The sequence below is a fragment of the Vibrio lamellibrachiae genome (assembly GCF_050337265.1).
GTDB classification, from domain to species: domain Bacteria; phylum Pseudomonadota; class Gammaproteobacteria; order Enterobacterales; family Vibrionaceae; genus Vibrio; species Vibrio kyushuensis.
On record NZ_JAKJSU010000004.1, the window covers coordinates 458,150 to 477,598 of the forward strand.

Sequence of the window (19,449 nt, forward strand, 5' to 3'; positions counted from 1 at the left end):
CGTCAACCTAGACGCCCTAACAACGTACGTAATTGCCGTTCTGGCTGAGACAATGTATCCACTGAAAGAACGGGGAGCCGATACTTTTTTGCAACGCTATTAAGGTAGCCCAAACGTTCTTCAACCTTATGTTGATATTTCGTCGCTAACTCTTGTAGATTAACTTCCAACTGCCATTGACCATCGCTAATCACGGTATGAGAAATATTAGGAATTTCTCGTTCTAATGGGTCGAGTACCTGACAGAACATGAACTCATTATGTTGCCTTAACCCTTTAATATACTCGGTGGTTTTATCATTCCACCCTCTCCCGTCGCTAATTAGAATTACAAGTGAATCATGCCCTGCTAATCGAGCAAGGCTTTCAAATACTTGGTTAATGGACGCTTCAAAACACGACCCTATTCCACCAGCCGATAACGCATTATTCTGAGCCGTTATTTCTTTCAAGATTTGAATAATCTGGAGCTCACTGCACTTGGGCTTGAGTACTTTCACCTGATGATCGTTAAACACGATAGCGCCAACTTTGTCACTGGAAGCGATCGCTCCCCAAGCAATCAGTGACGCTACCTCAGCAGCTATCACCGATTTCAGCTTATACTGGCTGCCAAAGAACATCGACTGACGCTGATCCACCAACAGGTAAACGTTGCGCTCTTTCTCTTCGTTATACACTCTAACGTGAGGTCGACCTGTTCTAATGGTTGCTCGCCAGTCCATGGTACGAATATCGTCGCCTTTGTGGTACTGACGCATCTCCTCAAAGTTAAGCCCTCGTCCTCGAAGCTTTGAGGCATGACTACCATTAAGAACGCTGTTGATCGGTTGATTGGCCTGTAGGTTAATACCTTGAGTTCTATACTTCAGCTTTTGCAATGCTTTCAAACTGGTGTAGATATAAGGGTGGCTAGCAGAATCATCTGAATGTTCCATAACGTACCTCCCCCTTAAGCGGCTGCGACCTGATTTAAAATCTCATCAATCACTTGATCCGTTGTAATGCCATCAGCCAGTGCGTCATAACTTAAAATCAAGCGATGACGCAGCACTGCATGTGCAACCTGACGAACGTCTTGTGGCTCGACATAATTTCGACCATTTAACCATGCCATTGAACGAGCGCATTTATCAAGCGCAATACTCGCACGCGGGCTTGAACCCGTTGCAATCCATTGTGACAGTGACGAATCAGCAAAGCGTTCGGGCTTACGTGTAGCCATAATAATTCCAACAATGTACTCGATAATCGCATCGCTACTGTGGACTTCTTTAACGCCATCTCTTGCAGCAAATACCACCTCTGGATCTAAGGCAATGTTCTCTGAATTACCTTCATTATTTGAGTTATTTTCATTTTTAGTCATTGACGCTTGCTGATCTTCTTTTTGTACCATACGGATGATCTGAGCTTCCGTATCATCGTTTGGGTAGTCCAAATTGATCTTCATGATGAATCGGTCCATTTGAGCTTCAGGCAGAGGATATGTCCCTTCTTGCTCTACTGGGTTTTGAGTCGCCAATACCATAAACAATTCAGGTAAGGGATAAGTGCGCCCTGCGACGGTTACTTGTCTCTCTTCCATCGCTTCTAAAAGGGCTGCTTGAACTTTTGCGGGAGAGCGATTGATCTCATCGGCCAGTAATAGGTTGTTGAAAATTGGCCCTTGCTGAAATTCTAGTGTCGGTTTGCCATCAACCTCTTGATACACCTCTGTTCCCGTCACATCGGAAGGAAGCAGATCAGGGGTAAACTGTACACGGCCTAAATCAACCGACAGTGCTTTAGACAACGCTTTAATTGAGCGCGTTTTCGCTGTACCCGGCAAGCCTTCTAACAGTACGTTACCGTTGGTAAGAAGAGCAATGATAAGGGTGTTGACCATCTCTTCTTGGTCGATGACTGACTCCATAACGCGTTGCTTTAATTCCATTATTTGTTTTAGGGAAGTATTGTTCATCATAGAAGTATCCAAATTTGAATGAATGACATTGGTTGTTGTGCTTACTTTGTCTTCTTAGAGCGAAATATCTGTTTACTTGTTAACTCAGGTTTTTACCTTGGATTTTTCTTTGGCTTGAGCTTTGCGTTTTGCCTCTTCGTACTGCTCAATAAAAAATTTCTTTTTTAAGAACACGCTCGGATCACTTACCACCTCTTCAAGCCACTCTTTATCGGTAATTTCTCCGTCTTGGTATTGGTTACCAAGTAGCTCGTCTTGCTGAGACTTGTTCTCTTTTTCAATCATGGTTGAGCCCTTCGAATCACCAGAACTTGCAGCGGTTCGTATGAGTGGTTCAACAATCGCGATATTGGTTTTGGCTCCAACATGAGTCTGGTTGCGACGTAAAATCTGTTGATATAACTGGAACGCTCCATGGTAATAATTGGAATGAGCTAGCGCGTTCGCTTGATGAAACAATGCTGACTCCCCTTCAATGCCCCGCCATGTTTGCGCCGCTTGCTTGAAATCTTGGGCAGCGTAAAGGCTTAACGCTCGCCATTGAGGGTTTTCAAACGAGTCTGCTGCTTCGTTAAAGCGAGACTGGGTAAACATCACTGCGGCATACTGATCATTCGTCAACCACAGCGAAAAATAGGCTCTTGGTACAGCAACGGCCACGATAATATTGATCAAAAAAAACAAAATCACCGCTCTCTTTTTCCACTTCGCTGATATCTTGGGCGCGCGCCAAATGGGAGTCACTGTACTGATTTGGTTCATCATCATTTGCATAAGATTACTCCCATCGAATCGTCCAGCCTTTTCTAAACCACAACAGGTGAAGCAGCGCTAATACAATCAGTAAGTTGTACCCTGAATCTTGCCACGGCATATCAGAATCACCAGTTAGCACCATGTTTGTTTCAATAAGCTCAAGCACTTGGTCCACGTCATCGTGACTTTTGGTGTAAGTGACGACATCGCCTTTCGAAGCTTCTGCCATCAATGTTAAACGCTTGTTGGCTGCTTCATTGGCCATCATTTTAACATCGTTCATTGACCAAACGATGAGCTTCAGCGAGTGCATTTTTGAGATCGCTTCATACCGCTTTATGCTTTCATTGTCCGTATCGTCAGTCAGTAGAACCAAAGTTGTCGGGCTTGTAGAATGCGCCACAACACGCTCTACTTTTTCAAGCACTGCGGCTTGGTTTTTTTCCGGATTGGCGATGCTGCTAGCGTCTAAAGCGCCCAAAAAGTGGGTTGCCATTTTACTGTCTTGCGTCAGTGGCATCGCGATATGGGCGCTACCTGCAAACGCAATCAGTGCCGTGTTCGAGTTTCCTCGCGCTTCAATAAGCTCAGCCGCTTTTGCTTTCGCACTGTGTAGCCTTGACGGTTTCAAATCACTGGTCTTCATTGATTTGGATAAATCCAGAGCGACAATGATCGCGGAGTCGTCTTTCAAAAACGGAGAGGCTTGCCTTTGCCAGCTCGGCCCTGCTAACACCAGTGTCGAAAGTACAAAAAACAGAACCATCATTGATTGAGGTGAAAACCGTCTATTGATGCTCGACTCTAACGTTAAATGCTTTAATACGGTTGGCGAAAGCTTATGCTTCCATCGAGATTGCTGTTTTGTCTCTTGCTTTACTATCCATGCCAACCCCAAACAAGGAATGAGCATCAGCAACCACCAAGGGCGTATAAAGTGGAACGCACCAAGGTATTTACTCAATATCGAGATAACGTCCGATATTTCATTCAAAATAACACTCATAACGCCCCCTTAAGAAGCAGTATCTACTGGCTTTCCAGCAGATAGCTGATGGTATTTGCGCAGTAACAGCGGAAAAAACATAATTAGGTTGGTCAGTAGATAAAAGGCTAACGGTATATAGTGCAGACTTATTTTCGGCCGATAGCTTTTACCTTCATATTTGGTCGGCTCTAATTGATTAATCGCCTCATAAATACGTTCAAGCTCTACTCGATTTTGCGCCTGAAAACTCTCACCACCTGTTATTTTTGCAACCTGTCGTAGTGCTTCAACATCAACTCGGTAGTCCCCCTCTGCCTTGGGGTTACCCATGGCAACGGTATGTATTTTTATGCCGTATTTACTCGCCACTGTTGCGGCTTCGGTTGGCGATAATCTAGAAACCGTGTCATTTCCATCGCTGATTAAAACCAGTACTGGATTGCTCGTCTGCTCTTGCTCAAAAACCTTGATTGAAAGCCCAATGGCATCACCAATCGCAGTCTGCCAACCCGCAACACCAAGCGCAGTTTCTTCTAGAAGCTGAGTCCATACATCAATCTGATCGGTCATGGGCGCTTGAAGGTAAGGCTTATCACCAAACAAAATCAGCCCTAAACGATCTGAAGTTCGGTGCTTAGCAAAATCAGCAAGCACAGACTTGGCCGCTTGAAGCCGAGTAACGTTCTTACCATCAGGAGATTGAAAATCTTTCTTGATCATCGAGCCTGATAGATCCAATGCAACCATAATGTCTCGAGCGGATTTCTGACGTTCTATCGGATCTGAAATCCATACCGGTTTAGCCATCGCAATAACCAAGCACAACCAGCCAAGAATGAGCATCGAACGCTGAGTTCGGGTTCGATTAACACTCACAACACCTTGCTGTGGCTGCTTTCCTGATACTTCAACCAACATCTTAAAGTGAGGGATTTGCGTAGCAGTTTGGCGCGCGTTTTTAGCGGGCGTTAGTGCGAAGACGATAAGAGGGGCAATGGTTAATACAAACGCCCAAGGATAGGTAATATCTAGCATACTTGTCTCTCATGGTTACGTATCCATTGTCGTATCGCTAAGTAAATTCCCTCTTTGGTTTCTCGCTCCACATCACTTGTCTTGCAATAAGCAATGCGCATAAGTTGGTTTTGGTATGTGGTTGAAAATTCACTGTTGGCGCACTTTTCATCTAGCCACCGCTCCCACTTTAAACCCGATAACGAAGCAACCTCTGAGCGCGGAAAAGCAAAAATCGCGGTCTCTTTAAGTAATGAGGGCATGTTTACCAGGCCATCCTGTGCCTCGTGTAAAGCATCTAGCCTTTGAAGTGCAACACGGCGATAGTGATTTTCTCGATACTGAATGATGTTCATTGCTAACTGGTATAAAAGCCACAATACGATGAACAACGCCACTAGGTACCAGCCTATGGTCTGAGGTAGCCAACTAATATCATTTGGAAAACTTACCTCTACAAAACCGGTTAATGACTCATTCCCCCAATCTTTCGGTAACGAGTTAGGTTTATCTTGCGTCACTGACCAGGCATCTGGGCTTGTAGAATATTCGGTTGTCATAACTTCGCTCCAAGAGAGTTTAGATATGAAAAATGAAGGCTCATCAGAGTGAACGTAATGAGCCTTTAGTTACTCTTCCCTATTTAGGGCGAGCTATTTGTCTCGTTAAAGATCTAACAACTGGGTTACTTTTTTGCGTAGGTCTCGACAGTATGTGGCATCTCTACGGTTTTACCGTACTCGACAATTTCTTCAACACTATGTGGCATGTACATACGCAAAATACCTGTCCAACCTGATGCTACGTCGAGGTTATTCTTCGCCCCCTCACAATTAAAGTTAACCGTAATTGAGCCATCTTGGTTTGGCGTGATTTCGCGGCTAGACGTTGCGTAGTTGTATGTATGGATATAGCCGTCTGGACCATAAGTCGTTACTGAGAAAAAGCCTTTTTCTTGGATTGGTGGCTTTTCAAATGTCATGCTTTGACAAGACCCTGTACGGTCTTCGGCGATTAACACTTTGTAGTAGGCGTGTTTCGAAGGTAAACCACCAAAGCCCATTGCTGTCGCTACTTTTGCATCGAACTCGCGCACAACTTCTGATCCAGGTGCGCCAAATGAACGTGCCAAGTCAATTTTTAGAATGCTCTTCTCTTGATCGAGTCTCGTTGTCTCGCGACTTTTCTGTTCAAAGCCTTTTGCAATATAAGAATTTGAAGAATTAGCCGACACTTTCACCATACGCTGTTGTTCACGGCCAAGCGCAAGGTCTTGCTCCGCCATTGATTTAACTTGCGTTCTCATTACTACCCATACGTGTTCACCTGAAGAGAGCATATCTGGTGTCACTGTTAGGCTATTTTTTCCTTCTTCTGAGTAGATAACACCGATGGTTCGATGTTGTTCATCAATAATTTGAAGGCTTTGGTAAGTGTCTATTTTTGGCAATTCAAACTTTACACCACCATTGGTATCAAAAATCCCTTTCGAGTAAAGCGTATCTCTATTTTGGCGAACTACGGTTTGGTTATCTGGTGTAATTAACGTATCAGCGTGCTTAAAAGTATTCATCTCACTTTCACCTTGCTGCTCGAAGAAATACTTATCCGATTCCGCCAGAATGAAATTGTCGCTGCTGACTTCAATTGGGCCGCTGTATTGCATTTGGAATTCAGTCGGCTCACCTTTTTCTGGAAGATGCTCACCCAACGTCGCGAATTTCTCTTGTGCAAGTGCGCTACCAGAAAGTGTGATTAGAAGTGATACTGCTAAGATTGATTTTTTCATTTGAAATACCCGTTATAGTTTTCGTTACACGTTATCCAACATCCCATCGGTTTAAGCTTTCGCTCTTGCCTTCATATTGTTGGTTGGGTCATCCCTCTCTTGCTTTAGAAATACTTTAACGGGTTTCAAAACTCATTTTTAAACACGGGCGTGCTCATTTTCGAGTTTCATTAATCTTCTTAGATACTCGCGTTTCTTACGAACTCAACGTAAACTACGCGCTCTCAAATTGGTTCGCGTTATTAGGGTTTAAGTTTGCACACATTAGAACAGCTAAAAAATGGTCAGCTAAAAGGCATTACTCGTCTAAAGATTTCACAGCAATTAACTGAATTTCCATTAGAAATACTACAGCTTGCCGACACCCTAGAAATACTGGACCTTTCTAACAACCAATTAAGTGAGTTACCTAGTGAGCTCTCACAACTGGTTAATCTTAAGATTCTGTTCGCCTCACAAAACCAGTTTACTCACTTGCCCGAGGTACTTGGTGAATGTCCAAAGCTTGAAATGATAGGCTTTAAAGATAATCAAATCTCAGCGGTACCTGAAAACTCGTTACCTCAACCGTTACGTTGGTTGATCCTTACGGACAACGAGATTAAGGCACTTCCTAATTCACTGGGTGAGCGCCCAAGAATGCAAAAACTAGCGCTCGCAGGGAATCAGATTAAGCAGCTTCCAGATTCAGTTAGCCAACTACATAATCTAGAGCTCATTCGATTATCTGCGAACCAATTAACAGAGTTCCCTAAACAATTACTCGACCTACCTCGCCTTGCATGGCTTGCGTTTGCTGGCAACCCTTTCTGTGAGAACCAAGAATTAGAAACCCAAGTTCCGCAAGTGAGCTCTGATAGCTATCAATTGAACCAAGTGTTAGGTCAAGGTGCTTCAGGTATTATTTCTCATGCTAATTGGCTAAATGGTGATTATGATTTCCCAGATCATGTCGCTGTAAAAGTTTTCAAAGGCGCCGTAACCAGTGATGGTTACCCGCAAGATGAACTGCACGCTTGCTTACAGACAGGCTTTCACGCGAACCTTGTTAAGTCGATTGCTCAAGTGAGCGAAGACAACTACCTAGCGTTAGTGATGGAACTGATCCCAGACAGCTATTTTAATTTGGGTCTGGCACCTAGCCTGCAATCTTGTACTCGCGATACGTTCAAACCTGAATTCAACTTAGGTATTACAGAGATTAAAAAGATCGTAGATCAAATGGTTGATGTCTTTCATCACCTGCACAATAACAAGGTCTGTCACGGTGACCTATACGCGCACAACGTGCTAATAAACAGTGACAACCATATGATTTTTGGTGATTTTGGCGCAGCATCGACATACGACTACCTTCCGATTCACCAACAAAAAAAAGTCAAAGCGATCGAATCAAGAGCACTGAGCTTCTTCATTGAAGATCTGCTGAGCGTTTGCCAACCGAATGATATTGGTAGTGATGATTACCAAACGCTAGAGCACGTTGCTAAACAAGCATTTGGCGCACAATAATAGAACTATTTAATAAAATATGGGGACTGGAAAGATAATCTCCAGTACCTAAAATAAAAACTTAACTAGAGCGATTTCCTATGCTTCGTGATTACACATTTAACTGCCTTGTCACTATGCCACGACATGAACTGGAAGAGTTCAGCGTTCGAATGATCAGTAAAATGGTACCAGAAGATGTAATGAGTGAACTGTTCACGTTTGAACAAGAAGAAGTAGATAGCGAAGAACGTATGATGTCAGCCCGCCTTGATGCCACTCTTCGCATGACGGCTATTGCACTTAGCGAAATCCAACAAGCATTTGATGATTCTGAAAATGCCAAACAGAACAGCATCAGAATGACGCGATTGGTTCTATGGCACTTCTACGCTATTTCCTTTAACTTGGAAGAAGCGATTACGCTCGAAACTCATTGTGAGCACGTTGAAAAATTACTGGTTAACGCGCCAGTCGATGCTTTTGGCTGGGTAAAAACTCTTACGGACCTTTTGCATACTTACGCAAGTATCAACTCAGAGCAGAGCTAACCACCCAATTATCAAATAGATAGCAAAAACGCCAGTGTCTGTCCTACTGGCGTTTTTTATTCCCTAGACGTTACAATTCTCGCATGGGTTCAAAATGGATCTGCTCATCTAAACTCGGCGGTCTTTGTAGCCAAAGCGTTTGGTTTATCATATTGTCAAAACCGTATTCATATACCGAGTTCATGTATTCCAGTTCTAGAGGATCAAGATCGCTACCTAGGAAATCATCATCAATATGGGCAAGGTTAAATTCCATTTCATGATTTTGGCTATATCGGAAAATATACTCTACATCCCCTACCCCTTGTCTACGGGTCAACGTTGCTAAAGATCGAGATGAGACCGACGAGATGCTATTGCTCACTTCACTAAAGTTTGGCTTTAAACTACCGTTTCTAATGACATAAACATTTTGAGAAAAGCCTGAAATCACCGAGGAATTTTGCATCCATTGCGGAATCAAAAACACCTGTCTTGAGACGCCCCCATCAACGTGCAGCTCATCATAATGAATTCCGTCAGAGGTAAGTTGAATCAGCTTTGCGGGAAAAGCACCGGGTATCGAACTGCTCGCAATAACGATATCTTGAATTAAAACCTGCGCGTCCAAGCTACCAACTTGTGCGATTCTTCCAATATCCCATAACGCCATTTTTTCGTTATCAAGATTAGTGGTCGCGATAATTAAGATGCGCCCTTTGCTACGTTCGTGGGCTATTTTCTCCATCATATCTTTGTTAATTGCACTACGAACTTTTTTTTCAAACCCTGATGTGTTCACAATCGACTTACGCGAGTTTAGCTGAAATAGATAGTTGCGCTTAAACATCTCATCCATAGATGTTTCAGTATAATAGTGCTTAAGATCTTCATCGTAATCACTGCCTAGAAAAGCAAATACCGATACAATCGCACCTGTCGAAACGCCAGTAACAACGTCGAATGTCGGTCGTGTTCCTTGTTCTGTCCACGCGTTGAGAATACCGGCTGAAAATGCACCATTAACACCTCCGCCAGACAATGCTAGGTGATTGATTTCTTTATTATCGGCTTTATATCGATATAACGACTCACGTTCGAAATGCATATCGTAGTTCTCAACATCTGAAATATGCTCGTCCCAAAACCTCAGCCCTGGAACATTCAAAGGGTTGATTAACTCAGAATCTGAAGATGCATTTCTTTCTGGCGCCGTACTGCACGCCGTTAACAATACGAGAAAAATAAGACTGTAATATCTACGCACAATTATTCGAATCATCTTAGTACCTACTTTTTCCATTGGCATTCATCACCTCTTCTAATGACTCTATTTCGAATATCATTCTTCTATGCTTGGTTATGTGGTATTCGTGATGCCTTTATTGATGTTCTGTCGAACAGGTATTGAACAAAGAGTGTTACTAAAACACTAAGTACAACGGCGACAAAGATGGAGCTAAAACGATATAAAATGGCAAAGATCGCATCTGATTCACCCGGCGCTAATGCTGAAGTTAATGGCACACACAATGCTGCCATACCCGCGAGTGAGATTGCCGCTTTAGCGTCCCCTTGCGTTTGCCAGTAGCAGAATGGCCCCATAGCAATCGTAAATAACAACCAATATAAAAAGGCATTTTCAAACCATAACCCTAGCGTCAGTTGAACGCCTAACCCAGCCAAACACCCAAGAGCCGTCCCCAATATGCGTATTTTCGCCATCTGAATGATCCCAACACACGTCATAGGCGCTAATATAATCAGTATTGAAGCGTTCGCAGCCCCTGAATCAAACAAGTCAAACACTTGAAAAACCACAAATGCGCACATGGCGATAACCCATACCATGGCAACCTGACTTACACGGTCAATACTATTGACAGCCATCTGCTCTGTTGGAGCCGCTTCTATAGATTCTGTTTCTGGCTCAGGAAATAGCCAATGAGCGATGCCGCAAATAATGATATTGGCAAAACACGCGACAATAATCGTAATAGAGAGCTCTTCGATATCCATAAAGGTATAACTAGAGAAATTCAATAAAACAGAACCAAGCAACAACCCCATATATCCGATTAAGAATGTTTTCTTGTTGGTCATGGCAATGCTATTAATCAAAAAGACAATACCCACCAAAATAAACAAAATAATAGGGTAGACATGGAAAAACTCCCACAGCAAAGTCATCTGAATGGTCGTCCATATCGCAGCTGCCAAAATCATTATCATTAACGGAAGATGAAATTGATCGACCTTACCAAGTACGAACAAGGGAATGAGTATCGCTATGAAACCAAAGTCCCAACCCAATACCATGCTTGTCGCTAACCCTAAAGAACAACCAAACCATATACGAAGTATTTTCATAGCGGCTACCTAATATGCTGAATGAAATAGACGAACTAGTAGATAAAGTGAAACAAACTAATCATGCGAATTCTGACTTTTGCCACCGTCTGCCAAAAAAAGCTATTTCCTGAGTGCAGTACCATGGTTGCGCGCGAGCCAACAAATAGCGAACTAGGTAACGATTCATCATTTTCTAAGTTAATTCTGGTTCGTTGCGCATCACGTACCCAGCGGTTATTTACTTGTATCTCTGTCAATGTGCCATTCGGCGTTTGTTGTCCAGATGAAACACCATGATCTCGGCTATCAACGCTGTAATGAAATACTCTACCCGGGTATGCATCGAAAGAGACCATAGCTTGAAAATCGTCGTTCACTCGAGTCACTGACTTTTCTCGAAAATCAGCAGCTACCCACATTGACCCTGCAGGTACGAACGTTAGTAGAGGCATGTTTGCATTAGCCATGGTTCCTACTTCTAAGCGTACGTTGGTCACGACACCATCACTCGGAGATCGAACGTCAGTGTTGTCTAAATCTAACATCGCTTTTTCTACCCTGTTTCGAGCAATACGAACCTCTGTTGTTACTCCGTTACCAAGTTGAGCTTCCAATACTTTGAGGTTCTGACGCTCTATCTCTAGCCCAGCAACCGCCATTTGATACTGTTTGGTGACACTATCAAGGTTCGATTGAGAGATGGCCTGCTGCTTTGATAGTTTTTGAGTACGTTTGTACTCTGCATAGGCGTTATCGTGAGAGGCTTTAGCGCGAGTAATATTAGCGACGGCGGCTTCTTTTTGCGCATGAAGCGCAACCGATTTTTCCTTTGCTGATTGCAACGATAAAATGGCTTGTTCTAGCGCAATTTCAAATTGACGAGGATCCAATGAAAATAGGATATCCCCTTTTTCAACAACATCGTTGTTTCTTACCTTCACATTGGTAACACGACTGGTCACTTCAGGAGCAACCTGAACAACGTGACCGTGTACTCGCCCTTCAGTTGTCAAAGGTGCATGCCTATCTGCAATGATTATGTAAATAAATGAGACAACGAATATAAGACTCAAGGCCTTCATCCATTGCTTAAATTTGGTAGTTTCAGTCATGTTGTTAACCCCATAGCTAATCTGTGTGCCTAGATTATAGGGATTTCTATGTGAGTCTGGTAGAATAGAAAAACAGACACAACTGAGCTAAAAATAGGACAATGACAACGAGTTTTGATGATATAAGATTGTTTACCCAAACGGTTCTTCATGGCGGAATCAGCGCGGCAGCGAAAGCAAATAACATGCAACGCTCGAAGATCAGCCGTCGATTACAGGTATTAGAAAGCTCATTGGGCTGTGAGCTTCTTATTCGAACAACTCGAACCATTGAACTTACCGAACACGGTAAACATCTTTATGAACAGGTGTCGAAGCAGGTTTACCTTATCGATCAAAGTTTAATCGCAATGCAGGAATCTCAACAAGATTTCTCAGGTATAGTGCGTCTTGCTATCCCATCAGCGTTAATGACCTCGCAGGCATTTCCAGCAATCATCACGGAATATTCTTCTCGATTCCCAAATGTTCGGATTGAGGTCGAAAACCATCAAGACAGTGTTGACCTTAAACGGCAATCATTCGACTTACAGGTATTACCTAACGTCGTTAGCGTGGCGGATGACAGTTACGTTCAATTCAGCTTAATTCCTTACGCATGCCACCTTGTCGCATCAAAAGATTACTTGGCCTCACATCCTCCGCTGTCTACGTTAAATGATCTAAAATCACATCGAATCTTCACCAATAGATACAATGCTGATTTGTTAGACAGTGACCTACATGTCTCGTTAAAATCGGATGATTTAAACTTGCTACATACTCTCGCACTCAATAATCAAGGCATAGCTTTTTTACCCAAGATCCACTCAAAAAAATCACGAGAAAGTGGCCTACTCGTTGAAGTATTACCTGAAGTCGTTTATCCCAAATTGAATTTGACGTTGATCTACCCATCTGCACAATTCCTCTCGAAAAAAACGAGAGCACTGATCGATCTCTTCAAAGAAAAGATTAACTAGGCTTAATGAGTCAATGAAAATTGTAGATAGGTGAAGATTGGATATAGAAGAAGATGGTATTTAGCTGAAAATGGGACTTAGATAAAAATTGTACTTTGAAGAAAATTACACGTAGATGAAATTAGTATCATCATTCGTTGGAGATAAACTTTGAACAAAGTTAACAACACGAATTACTTGTGGGCAGATAACTTGCGAGTATTTGCTGTTTTTGCAGTGGTTCTATTACATGTAGCGTCTAGTTTTGTTAGTGACATTGATATAGCTGACCCGTTGTATGGTAATCGTAGTTGGTGGGCAGGGAATATATACGCATCTGTCACTATGTGGTGCATCCCTCTGTTCGTCATGATTAGCGGATACTTCTTACTCAGTAAAACTGAATCTAATATTGTATTTTTCAAGAAGAGAATCAATAAAGTTCTAGTCCCTCTGCTGTTTTGGTCTTTGTTTTACTCTCTGTGGGTAATTCTCAAGTACTTCATAAATGATGATATCTCTGCAGCTTATTTTACAGTAGCGAAGGGTTGGGCTCTAGGTGAGCCATATTATCATCTATGGTATCTCTTCATGATTCCGTTTCTTTACCTCGTAACTCCTGTTTTAAGGGCAATTCAAAACTCTCTCACAAAAATTGAATTGTTTGTATTTATTTGCCTATGCTTTGGGCTGGCCATGCTAGCTGCTCTTTCGAATGTCGCTCTTATATATTTTGATTTAAACGCCAAAGTGAGCTTATTCACCAATGATTTCTTAAGTTACTTAGGGTATTTTTGCTTGGGCGGGTATTTCGCTCGATATGGTGTAAAAACAAACGTAATACACTGTTTATTGGTATGTATATTTGCTTTGTCGATTACGATTATTGGCAGCTACTATATAACCTATCTCTACTTTTATTCATACTTAAGCATCAACGTTGTCGCGGTATCCATTGCGCTATTTCTGTTAATCAAATGCCTTACTAACATCGACCTAAAATTAAGCCGATTCGCAAACCTCAGCTTTGGTATTTACCTTATCCATCCCCTCTATATTAAAACAATATCGTCGTTTGCTGAGGAGTGGTTAATAAAGTGGATTGATATCTATCTATATATACCGTTTGTGGCTCTATTAACTTTCTATCTGTCATACTTGACCGCTTTACTTATGTGCAAAGTAAAGTACTTAAATCGGTGTATCTAGGCGTGCATGTTACTGAACAATTGGGATTCGTGCCGGAAGTAAGGTTATTACAATCAAGCGAATAGATCGCTTCAATCGTAATAACCCATATTCGAGTGTTTAGACCTACTCTTTTAGCCGACTTTCTTGATGCTGATAGATATGAACGTCTCGCTGTGGAAACGGAATCGTAATGCTCTCTTCATCAAAACGCTTCTTAACATTCTCTGTCACATCCCAGTACACATCCCAATAGTCATCGGTTTTCACCCAAGGACGTACAACAAAATCCACTGACGACTCATTAAGCGTATGTAACTTTACCATCGGCTCTGGATCTTTGAGCACTCGAGCATCGCTTAGTAATACCTCATTTAAAACAGCTTTTGCTTTATCAATATCATCGGCATAGCCAATACCAAACACCATATCAACACGACGCGTGCGTTCGGCAGTAATGTTATTGATGACATCTCCCCAAATTTTATTATTTGGAATGACAAGCCTCTGGTTATCAATCGTTTGAATTGTCGTAGAAACCAAGCTCATGTTCTTTACTGTGCCTTGAATTCCAGCAACTTTGACCATGTCGCCGACATCATACGGACGATAAATCAGGATCATTAAACCTGATGCAAAATTAGATAACGTATCTTGCAGTGCAAAACCAATAATGACACCGGCCACACCAAAACCAGTTAATAGCGGTGCGAGTTCAATACCAACTTGAGAAAGCGCCACGAGCAGACCAATAAAGATGACAGCCTTAGACGCCACAGAAACAAAAAACTCCTGCATCAATACACTGAAATCCATTTTGGAATGTTTTACGCTTTTCTTAACGCCTTTGCTAACGATTTTAGCGAGCGCTTTTGTCCCATACAAAATTGCCAAAAATAGACATAATTTTAGAAACATCGAAGGCGTATTTTCAAAGGCCCAAACTTTAAATGAATCTAGCCACTCTTCAAATAAACCTAATGCTACATCGACATCAAGAACGTCTGCATTTATATCGCCAGTCGTTGCTAGCAACAACTGTTTATAGTCTGTGGCTTCCACTCCCATCGATTCCATCAACGAGACTGACGACTGCAAACTGATCACCATCATTGCGATTCGTTCATTAAATCGAATGATCTCTTGAGTTAAGGTCGCTTTTTCCTCTTCGCTGACATAGCTAATACGACGCTCGACTTCTTTTTTTGTAGAATCGACATAAAGTACTGCATTAGACAAAAACTCTGCTCTATCCGTTAACGCAATTTTTAGCTCGTCTACTGGCTTAGAAACATCAATACTTCGCTGTGTCGCCAACTGAAAAGTAGCAAAAAGCTGCTCGTAATAGGTGTCCATTACGCCAATACGTTTCTGTACTTCTAGTTCAAACTGAACCTTTTCATCTCCTTTACTATCCCTCGCCTGCTTAACTATGGTCGCAACACTGCCATTACTTAAATCAATCAATGAATCAAGTAGCAAGATTTGATCAGAGATAACCTGATTAATACGCTCATCATCAGTATTTAGAGATATTTCATGAGCAAGTTGCTCTCTTAATGCCTCATTTTTTCTACGTAGAACATCTTCCAAAAATGAACGTTCGTTATCATGTGCTTGAGTTAGGGCAATAAGATCGCTAGAGAGTCGAGCTTGATTTGATACGAGTTTATCTACAGAGGCATGGGCTGTGAGCGGAACAAAAACCAGCAATATCCACGCTAGAAACACTTTCATCCTTGAATACATGAATCACCTATAAGTCGTTACTATTCCACTAAAAATAGCATGTATTTAACTCGTTTCAGCTAACGAATCTAATTGTGTAATTCAGATCACTAATTCCGCTAAAATATGGTCCAAAACCAATGATGAGCATAAAGATATTATCCATATCGATGATAACACTAGAGGATAGCTGGTCCTTTTTATGCACCTAAGGTATCTCTAATACCAATTTCCCTTTAGTTCTACCACTTTCTAACTGCTGATGCGCGCAGGAAACCTCCGCCATTGGAAAGCTTTTGATCTGCGGGGGGGCAATTTTTTCATTCTCTAATAACTCCACTACTTCACTTAAATCTTTAGTAAATGAATCGTCACTCAAGTAAGCAAATATTTTTTCTCTACCACGACTTTGAGCATCTAAAATACTGGCTTGAATGTCTCCATCTTCAGTGATGGTGGCAATGCTCACTAGTTTTCCTCCCTGCTTCAACAGACTAACCGGGTCAATGATCGAATTTCCACCAACAGCATCAATGATCAAATCGACCCCTTCAGGAGCCCAATCCGATACTGATTTATCAATACTGTCACTCTGGTAATCAATCGAGAGATCGGAACCTAGCTCTTTCACATATTCGATGTTTCGTCCACTGCACGTTGTGGCAACCATCGCTCCTCTTAACTTCGCGAATTGAACAGCGAAACTGCCAACGCCACCAGATGCTCCATTTATAAGCACCCTTTTTCCTTCGTCAGATGACAAATGACCTTTATCTTCACTAAACAAGGCTTGCCAAGCTGTAAGCGCTGCAATGGGCAGTGAAGCAGCGGTTTTAAAACTTATAGAGTCCGGTAATTTAGCCACATGACTTTGACGTACAGATAAGTATTGAGCATAGGTTCCATGCTTTCCTTGTTCAAACAGATTGGAACCGCACACAACGCGATCCCCAACTGAAATGCCCGTCACCAACTCCCCAATAGACTCAACAGTACCCGACGCCTCTAACCCTAACGCTAGCGGAAAAGTTTTCTCTTCCATATGCGCTTTCAAATGACCGGCTCGAATCTTCCAGTCTGCTGGATTTAATCCCGAGTAAGCGACTTTCACTAGCACGTCTTCCGGCCCAATGAATGGGGCTGCTAGCTCAGCAATTTCAAACTGCTCACGTGATCCCCAATTGTTGATGACGGCTGCTTTCATTAATTTAGACATAACTTATCCTTGTTTTTAGCTTTAGTTGTAATGGGTAGATTCGTCACTTTTCAAAGTGTATTAACCGAAATATTGGCTAGGCTAAGTTTTGCTTGTTGTATGGATTGAGCAGAGTACTCTTCCCCTAGCCCCATGCCGTGGGCGTAGACAGTACTTACATCATCAATTCCGATGAAGTTCAAAACATGGGTTAAGTAAGGTGTTTGGAAGTCCTTACGTTTCTCAGACTCTTCGAGGAAATTACCACCTGCGCTACTGATGATGACGGCTTGCTTGCCTTTGATAAGCCCTTCGGGCCCGTTCTCATGGTAATTGAACGTCAATCCAATACGGCAAATTTGGTCAAGATACGATTTGAGTAGCGTTGTAATACTGAAGTTATGCATAGGGGACGCAAACACGATGATATCCGCCGTCTTTAACTCTTCAATATACTCAAGAGATGGACTAACAATTTTAACCTGCTCCTCAGTCAGATTTTCCGCAGGCGTGTAAAAGGCATTCAAAATTGCAGAATCATAAACAGGTGCAGGGGTAACCGATAAATCACGTACAGTAAAATCGTATTGCTGGGGTTTCAGATCTAACTGTTCAACAAGGTAATCAGCCATTGATCCAGATACTGAATTATCTGCCATTGGGCTCGATTTAATAATAAGAACTTTCTTCGTATCAGTCGTCATAATGTATATCTTCCTTTCTAAGGCGTCGAAATCCTTCGTGACTTCAACTCTTGGGCCTCTATTGGTTGAGAACATTATTAACTGATATTACATTGTTGATAATCCACCTTTTTTGAATTTCACTGTTTCCTAGGAGAAACAATGGACATCCAGTTAATCTATTATTTCGTTAATATTGTAAAGTTTGGGAGCTTCACTAAAGCCGCAGATGCGCTCAAAGTACCAAAGTCGAGCCTGAGTAAAGCAGTCACGAAACTTGAAGAGAGCACCGGAACCAAGCTGCTCGTTCGCTCCACTCGAAAGCAAAGCCTAACTGAAGCTGGACGTCATTTTTATGAATCCTGTTTAGGGCCTTTAGAAAATATTGAAGAAGCAGAGAAATCACTTTATGGAATGGATAACGTCCTCTCGGGAACTATCAAGATCACCGTTCCTGAAGATTTTGAATTATTTTTACTCTCTTCATGCGTGCACTCTCTATGTGATCAATATCCTGATCTCAAAATCATCATTAACAGTACCAACGATAATATCGATTTGATCGGTGAAGGTTACGACTTTGCAATCCGCATCGGTCCTTTAGAAGAGAGCAATCTTAGAGTGAGGAATATTGGCTATATTCAACCGATAACGGTCGTTTCTAAACAGTACTTTAAGGAAATTGATGTAAACCATCCAAGCGATCTAACTAACGTTCGGTGTATTGGCCTGAGTACCAATAAGCCCTACCAAACTTGGAGGCTAACCAAAAGAGACCTTACTGAAGTCGTAAAAACGCCGCTTGTGGTAGAAACGAACCAGATAACCAGTGTGCATAAGCTGACTATTTCTGGGGTTGGAGTATCTGCGTTACCCACATTTTTGTGCAATAGCGACCTTGCTTCAGGGCGCTTAGTCAGAATATTAGAAGATTGGAAGTATATGGATGTGCCGGTATCGTTAGTTTCTCCGCTATCAACGATTCACTCTAAACGGTTGAAAGTGGTCAGCGATGCGATTGTAAACGCACTTCGCAGATCATTTAATTAATTGCAGAAACCGATAGCGTAAACAAAAACGCCAGCATCAAAGCTGGCGTTTATCTATCTACAGTTCATAGACCAATTTATAATCGACCTATTAACAACGACTTATTATAAAAAGTTAAAAGATGCCGTTAGTGAGAATGTGCCGATGTCTTCATCACCAACAACGTAGTTCATGTAGTTAGCACCTAACGAAATCGGTCCGAACACTGCGTAGTCTGCACCAACACCGTACATTAGATCGTAGTCATCATCGTTGCTGAACTCAGCACCATTACCCGTCATATCCCAAGAGTGAAGACCGCCTTTTGCATAAACTTGTAGCGGACCAAAGTTAATGCTTGGCTTCACTGCAAAGTAAACTGAAGACGCTTTTACATCACCACCAGTAAACTCAAATTTACCGTGATCCGTATAACCGGCCTCTAAACCGATGAATGGCAACAGACCAGTACCAGCGTGGATGTTGTAAGACGTCGCATCTTCGCTGCCCAAGCTAGATGAACCTACAGAAGCGCCACCGTAAATAAATGAGTCAGCCATCGCAGTCGTTGATGCACCAATAAGAGCAAGTGCTAAAAGAGTCTTTTTCATGTGAAACCTTTTTCGTTATAGCTAATCATTGCTGTAGCTAATATTTATAGTCATCAGCAATGGCCCTTTGTGGCAG

General features: G+C 42.2%; 19 protein-coding genes. 5 read left to right on the plus strand and 14 right to left on the minus strand.

The annotated features are described in order from the left end of the window. Nucleotides 1-2: 2 nt before the first annotated feature. The 7 genes from L4C54_RS02320 to L4C54_RS02350 form a co-directional block, all read right to left on the minus strand. Nucleotides 3-938: a DUF58 domain-containing protein gene (locus L4C54_RS02320; protein WP_428806939.1), complete on the minus strand. Its 936-nt coding sequence runs from the start codon at nt 936-938 to the stop codon at nt 3-5. Nucleotides 939-952: 14 nt separating this feature from the next. Further along, entirely contained in the window at nt 953-1,966 is a 1,014-nt protein-coding gene (locus L4C54_RS02325) for an AAA family ATPase (protein ID WP_428806940.1), read from the minus strand. 84 nt (nt 1,967-2,050) lie between these two features. Then, nucleotides 2,051-2,740 carry a hypothetical protein gene (locus L4C54_RS02330; protein WP_428806941.1) on the minus strand — a complete coding sequence of 230 codons (690 nt, stop codon included), beginning with the start codon at nt 2,738-2,740 and terminating at the stop codon, nt 2,051-2,053. Between the two features lie 4 nt (nt 2,741-2,744). After that, a complete protein-coding gene (locus tag L4C54_RS02335) occupies nt 2,745-3,728 on the minus strand; it encodes a vWA domain-containing protein (protein ID WP_428806942.1) in 984 nt (327 codons plus the stop codon). A gap of 9 nt (nt 3,729-3,737) precedes the next feature. Next, on the minus strand, nt 3,738-4,745 hold the full coding sequence (locus tag L4C54_RS02340) for a VWA domain-containing protein (protein ID WP_428806943.1): 1,008 nt from the start codon (nt 4,743-4,745) through the stop codon (nt 3,738-3,740). Further along, complete coding sequence (locus L4C54_RS02345; protein WP_428806944.1) at nt 4,739-5,284, minus strand: DUF4381 domain-containing protein; 546 nt, start codon at nt 5,282-5,284, stop codon at nt 4,739-4,741. Before L4C54_RS02345 ends, L4C54_RS02340 begins: the two co-directional genes overlap by 7 nt. 125 nt (nt 5,285-5,409) lie before the next feature. After that, the gene (locus L4C54_RS02350) at nt 5,410-6,513 is read right to left on the minus strand and encodes a DUF1254 domain-containing protein (protein WP_428806945.1); all 1,104 of its coding nucleotides are present in this window, start codon (nt 6,511-6,513) and stop codon (nt 5,410-5,412) included. A 255-nt stretch (nt 6,514-6,768) separates the two neighbouring features. Between L4C54_RS02350 and L4C54_RS02355 the strand changes: the two genes are divergently transcribed. Together L4C54_RS02355 and L4C54_RS02360 are read left to right on the plus strand one after the other, a co-directional pair. After that, entirely contained in the window at nt 6,769-8,025 is a 1,257-nt protein-coding gene (locus L4C54_RS02355) for a leucine-rich repeat-containing protein kinase family protein (RefSeq protein ID WP_428806946.1), read from the plus strand. 80 nt (nt 8,026-8,105) lie between these two features. Then, nucleotides 8,106-8,555 carry an exoribonuclease R gene (locus L4C54_RS02360; protein ID WP_428806947.1) on the plus strand — a complete coding sequence of 150 codons (450 nt, stop codon included), beginning with the start codon at nt 8,106-8,108 and terminating at the stop codon, nt 8,553-8,555. A gap of 70 nt (nt 8,556-8,625) precedes the next feature. Here the strand turns inward: L4C54_RS02360 and L4C54_RS02365 are convergent, their stop codons facing one another. Genes L4C54_RS02365 through L4C54_RS02375 form a run of 3 tightly spaced genes read right to left on the minus strand, consistent with a single transcriptional unit; the run spans nt 8,626 to nt 11,998 of the window. Further along, the gene (locus L4C54_RS02365) at nt 8,626-9,843 is read right to left on the minus strand and encodes a patatin-like phospholipase family protein (RefSeq protein ID WP_428806948.1); all 1,218 of its coding nucleotides are present in this window, start codon (nt 9,841-9,843) and stop codon (nt 8,626-8,628) included. A 41-nt stretch (nt 9,844-9,884) separates the two neighbouring features. Continuing rightward, nucleotides 9,885-10,904 carry a DUF2955 domain-containing protein gene (locus L4C54_RS02370; protein ID WP_428806949.1) on the minus strand — a complete coding sequence of 340 codons (1,020 nt, stop codon included), beginning with the start codon at nt 10,902-10,904 and terminating at the stop codon, nt 9,885-9,887. 35 nt (nt 10,905-10,939) lie between these two features. Further along, nucleotides 10,940-11,998, minus strand: coding sequence for an HlyD family secretion protein (locus L4C54_RS02375; protein WP_428806950.1), 1,059 nt, complete (start codon nt 11,996-11,998; stop codon nt 10,940-10,942). A 101-nt stretch (nt 11,999-12,099) separates the two neighbouring features. On the opposite strand from L4C54_RS02375, the gene L4C54_RS02380 reads away from it, so the two are divergent. Then, nucleotides 12,100-12,960 (plus strand): LysR family transcriptional regulator, encoded by an 861-nt coding sequence (locus tag L4C54_RS02380; RefSeq protein ID WP_428806951.1) that lies wholly within the window; start codon nt 12,100-12,102, stop codon nt 12,958-12,960. Between the two features lie 177 nt (nt 12,961-13,137). Then, a complete protein-coding gene (locus L4C54_RS02385) occupies nt 13,138-14,148 on the plus strand; it encodes an acyltransferase (RefSeq protein ID WP_428807387.1) in 1,011 nt (336 codons plus the stop codon). A 105-nt stretch (nt 14,149-14,253) separates the two neighbouring features. On the opposite strand, the gene L4C54_RS02390 is transcribed toward L4C54_RS02385, so the two are convergent. The 3 genes from L4C54_RS02390 to L4C54_RS02400 all read right to left on the minus strand — a co-directional run bounded on the left by L4C54_RS02390 (nt 14,254) and on the right by L4C54_RS02400 (nt 17,754). After that, a complete protein-coding gene (locus L4C54_RS02390) occupies nt 14,254-15,864 on the minus strand; it encodes a mechanosensitive ion channel family protein (RefSeq protein WP_428807388.1) in 1,611 nt (536 codons plus the stop codon). Nucleotides 15,865-16,063: 199 nt separating this feature from the next. Further along, nucleotides 16,064-17,071, minus strand: coding sequence for an NADP-dependent oxidoreductase (locus tag L4C54_RS02395; protein ID WP_428806952.1), 1,008 nt, complete (start codon nt 17,069-17,071; stop codon nt 16,064-16,066). Nucleotides 17,072-17,121: 50 nt separating this feature from the next. Then, nucleotides 17,122-17,754, minus strand: a complete 633-nt coding sequence (locus L4C54_RS02400; RefSeq protein ID WP_428806953.1) for an FMN-dependent NADH-azoreductase — start codon at nt 17,752-17,754, stop codon at nt 17,122-17,124. Between the two features lie 141 nt (nt 17,755-17,895). Here L4C54_RS02400 and L4C54_RS02405 point away from each other — a divergent pair, with 141 nt between their 5' ends. Continuing rightward, a complete protein-coding gene (locus L4C54_RS02405) occupies nt 17,896-18,783 on the plus strand; it encodes a LysR family transcriptional regulator (RefSeq protein WP_428806954.1) in 888 nt (295 codons plus the stop codon). 104 nt (nt 18,784-18,887) lie between these two features. Here the strand turns inward: L4C54_RS02405 and L4C54_RS02410 are convergent, their stop codons facing one another. After that, nucleotides 18,888-19,373: an outer membrane beta-barrel protein gene (locus tag L4C54_RS02410; RefSeq protein WP_428806955.1), complete on the minus strand. Its 486-nt coding sequence runs from the start codon at nt 19,371-19,373 to the stop codon at nt 18,888-18,890. Between the last annotated feature and the right edge of the window lie 76 nt (nt 19,374-19,449).

What these genes read in the sequence shown, in the direction of transcription:
- L4C54_RS02370 (WP_428806949.1), bottom strand. Translation starts at nt 10,904, where the DNA reads ATGAAAATACTTCGTATATGGTTTGGTTGTTCTTTAGGGTTAGCGACA.
- L4C54_RS02405 (WP_428806954.1), top strand. Translation starts at nt 17,896, where the DNA reads ATGGACATCCAGTTAATCTATTATTTCGTTAATATTGTAAAGTTTGGG.
- L4C54_RS02375 (WP_428806950.1), bottom strand. Translation starts at nt 11,998, where the DNA reads ATGACTGAAACTACCAAATTTAAGCAATGGATGAAGGCCTTGAGTCTT.
- L4C54_RS02390 (WP_428807388.1), bottom strand. Translation starts at nt 15,864, where the DNA reads ATGAAAGTGTTTCTAGCGTGGATATTGCTGGTTTTTGTTCCGCTCACA.
- L4C54_RS02360 (WP_428806947.1), top strand. Translation starts at nt 8,106, where the DNA reads ATGCTTCGTGATTACACATTTAACTGCCTTGTCACTATGCCACGACAT.
- L4C54_RS02395 (WP_428806952.1), bottom strand. Translation starts at nt 17,071, where the DNA reads ATGTCTAAATTAATGAAAGCAGCCGTCATCAACAATTGGGGATCACGT.
- L4C54_RS02320 (WP_428806939.1), bottom strand. Translation starts at nt 938, where the DNA reads ATGGAACATTCAGATGATTCTGCTAGCCACCCTTATATCTACACCAGT.
- L4C54_RS02380 (WP_428806951.1), top strand. Translation starts at nt 12,100, where the DNA reads ATGACAACGAGTTTTGATGATATAAGATTGTTTACCCAAACGGTTCTT.
- L4C54_RS02410 (WP_428806955.1), bottom strand. Translation starts at nt 19,373, where the DNA reads ATGAAAAAGACTCTTTTAGCACTTGCTCTTATTGGTGCATCAACGACT.
- L4C54_RS02325 (WP_428806940.1), bottom strand. Translation starts at nt 1,966, where the DNA reads ATGATGAACAATACTTCCCTAAAACAAATAATGGAATTAAAGCAACGC.
- L4C54_RS02330 (WP_428806941.1), bottom strand. Translation starts at nt 2,740, where the DNA reads ATGCAAATGATGATGAACCAAATCAGTACAGTGACTCCCATTTGGCGC.
- L4C54_RS02365 (WP_428806948.1), bottom strand. Translation starts at nt 9,843, where the DNA reads ATGCCAATGGAAAAAGTAGGTACTAAGATGATTCGAATAATTGTGCGT.
- L4C54_RS02350 (WP_428806945.1), bottom strand. Translation starts at nt 6,513, where the DNA reads ATGAAAAAATCAATCTTAGCAGTATCACTTCTAATCACACTTTCTGGT.
- L4C54_RS02400 (WP_428806953.1), bottom strand. Translation starts at nt 17,754, where the DNA reads ATGACGACTGATACGAAGAAAGTTCTTATTATTAAATCGAGCCCAATG.
- L4C54_RS02340 (WP_428806943.1), bottom strand. Translation starts at nt 4,745, where the DNA reads ATGCTAGATATTACCTATCCTTGGGCGTTTGTATTAACCATTGCCCCT.
- L4C54_RS02335 (WP_428806942.1), bottom strand. Translation starts at nt 3,728, where the DNA reads ATGAGTGTTATTTTGAATGAAATATCGGACGTTATCTCGATATTGAGT.
- L4C54_RS02345 (WP_428806944.1), bottom strand. Translation starts at nt 5,284, where the DNA reads ATGACAACCGAATATTCTACAAGCCCAGATGCCTGGTCAGTGACGCAA.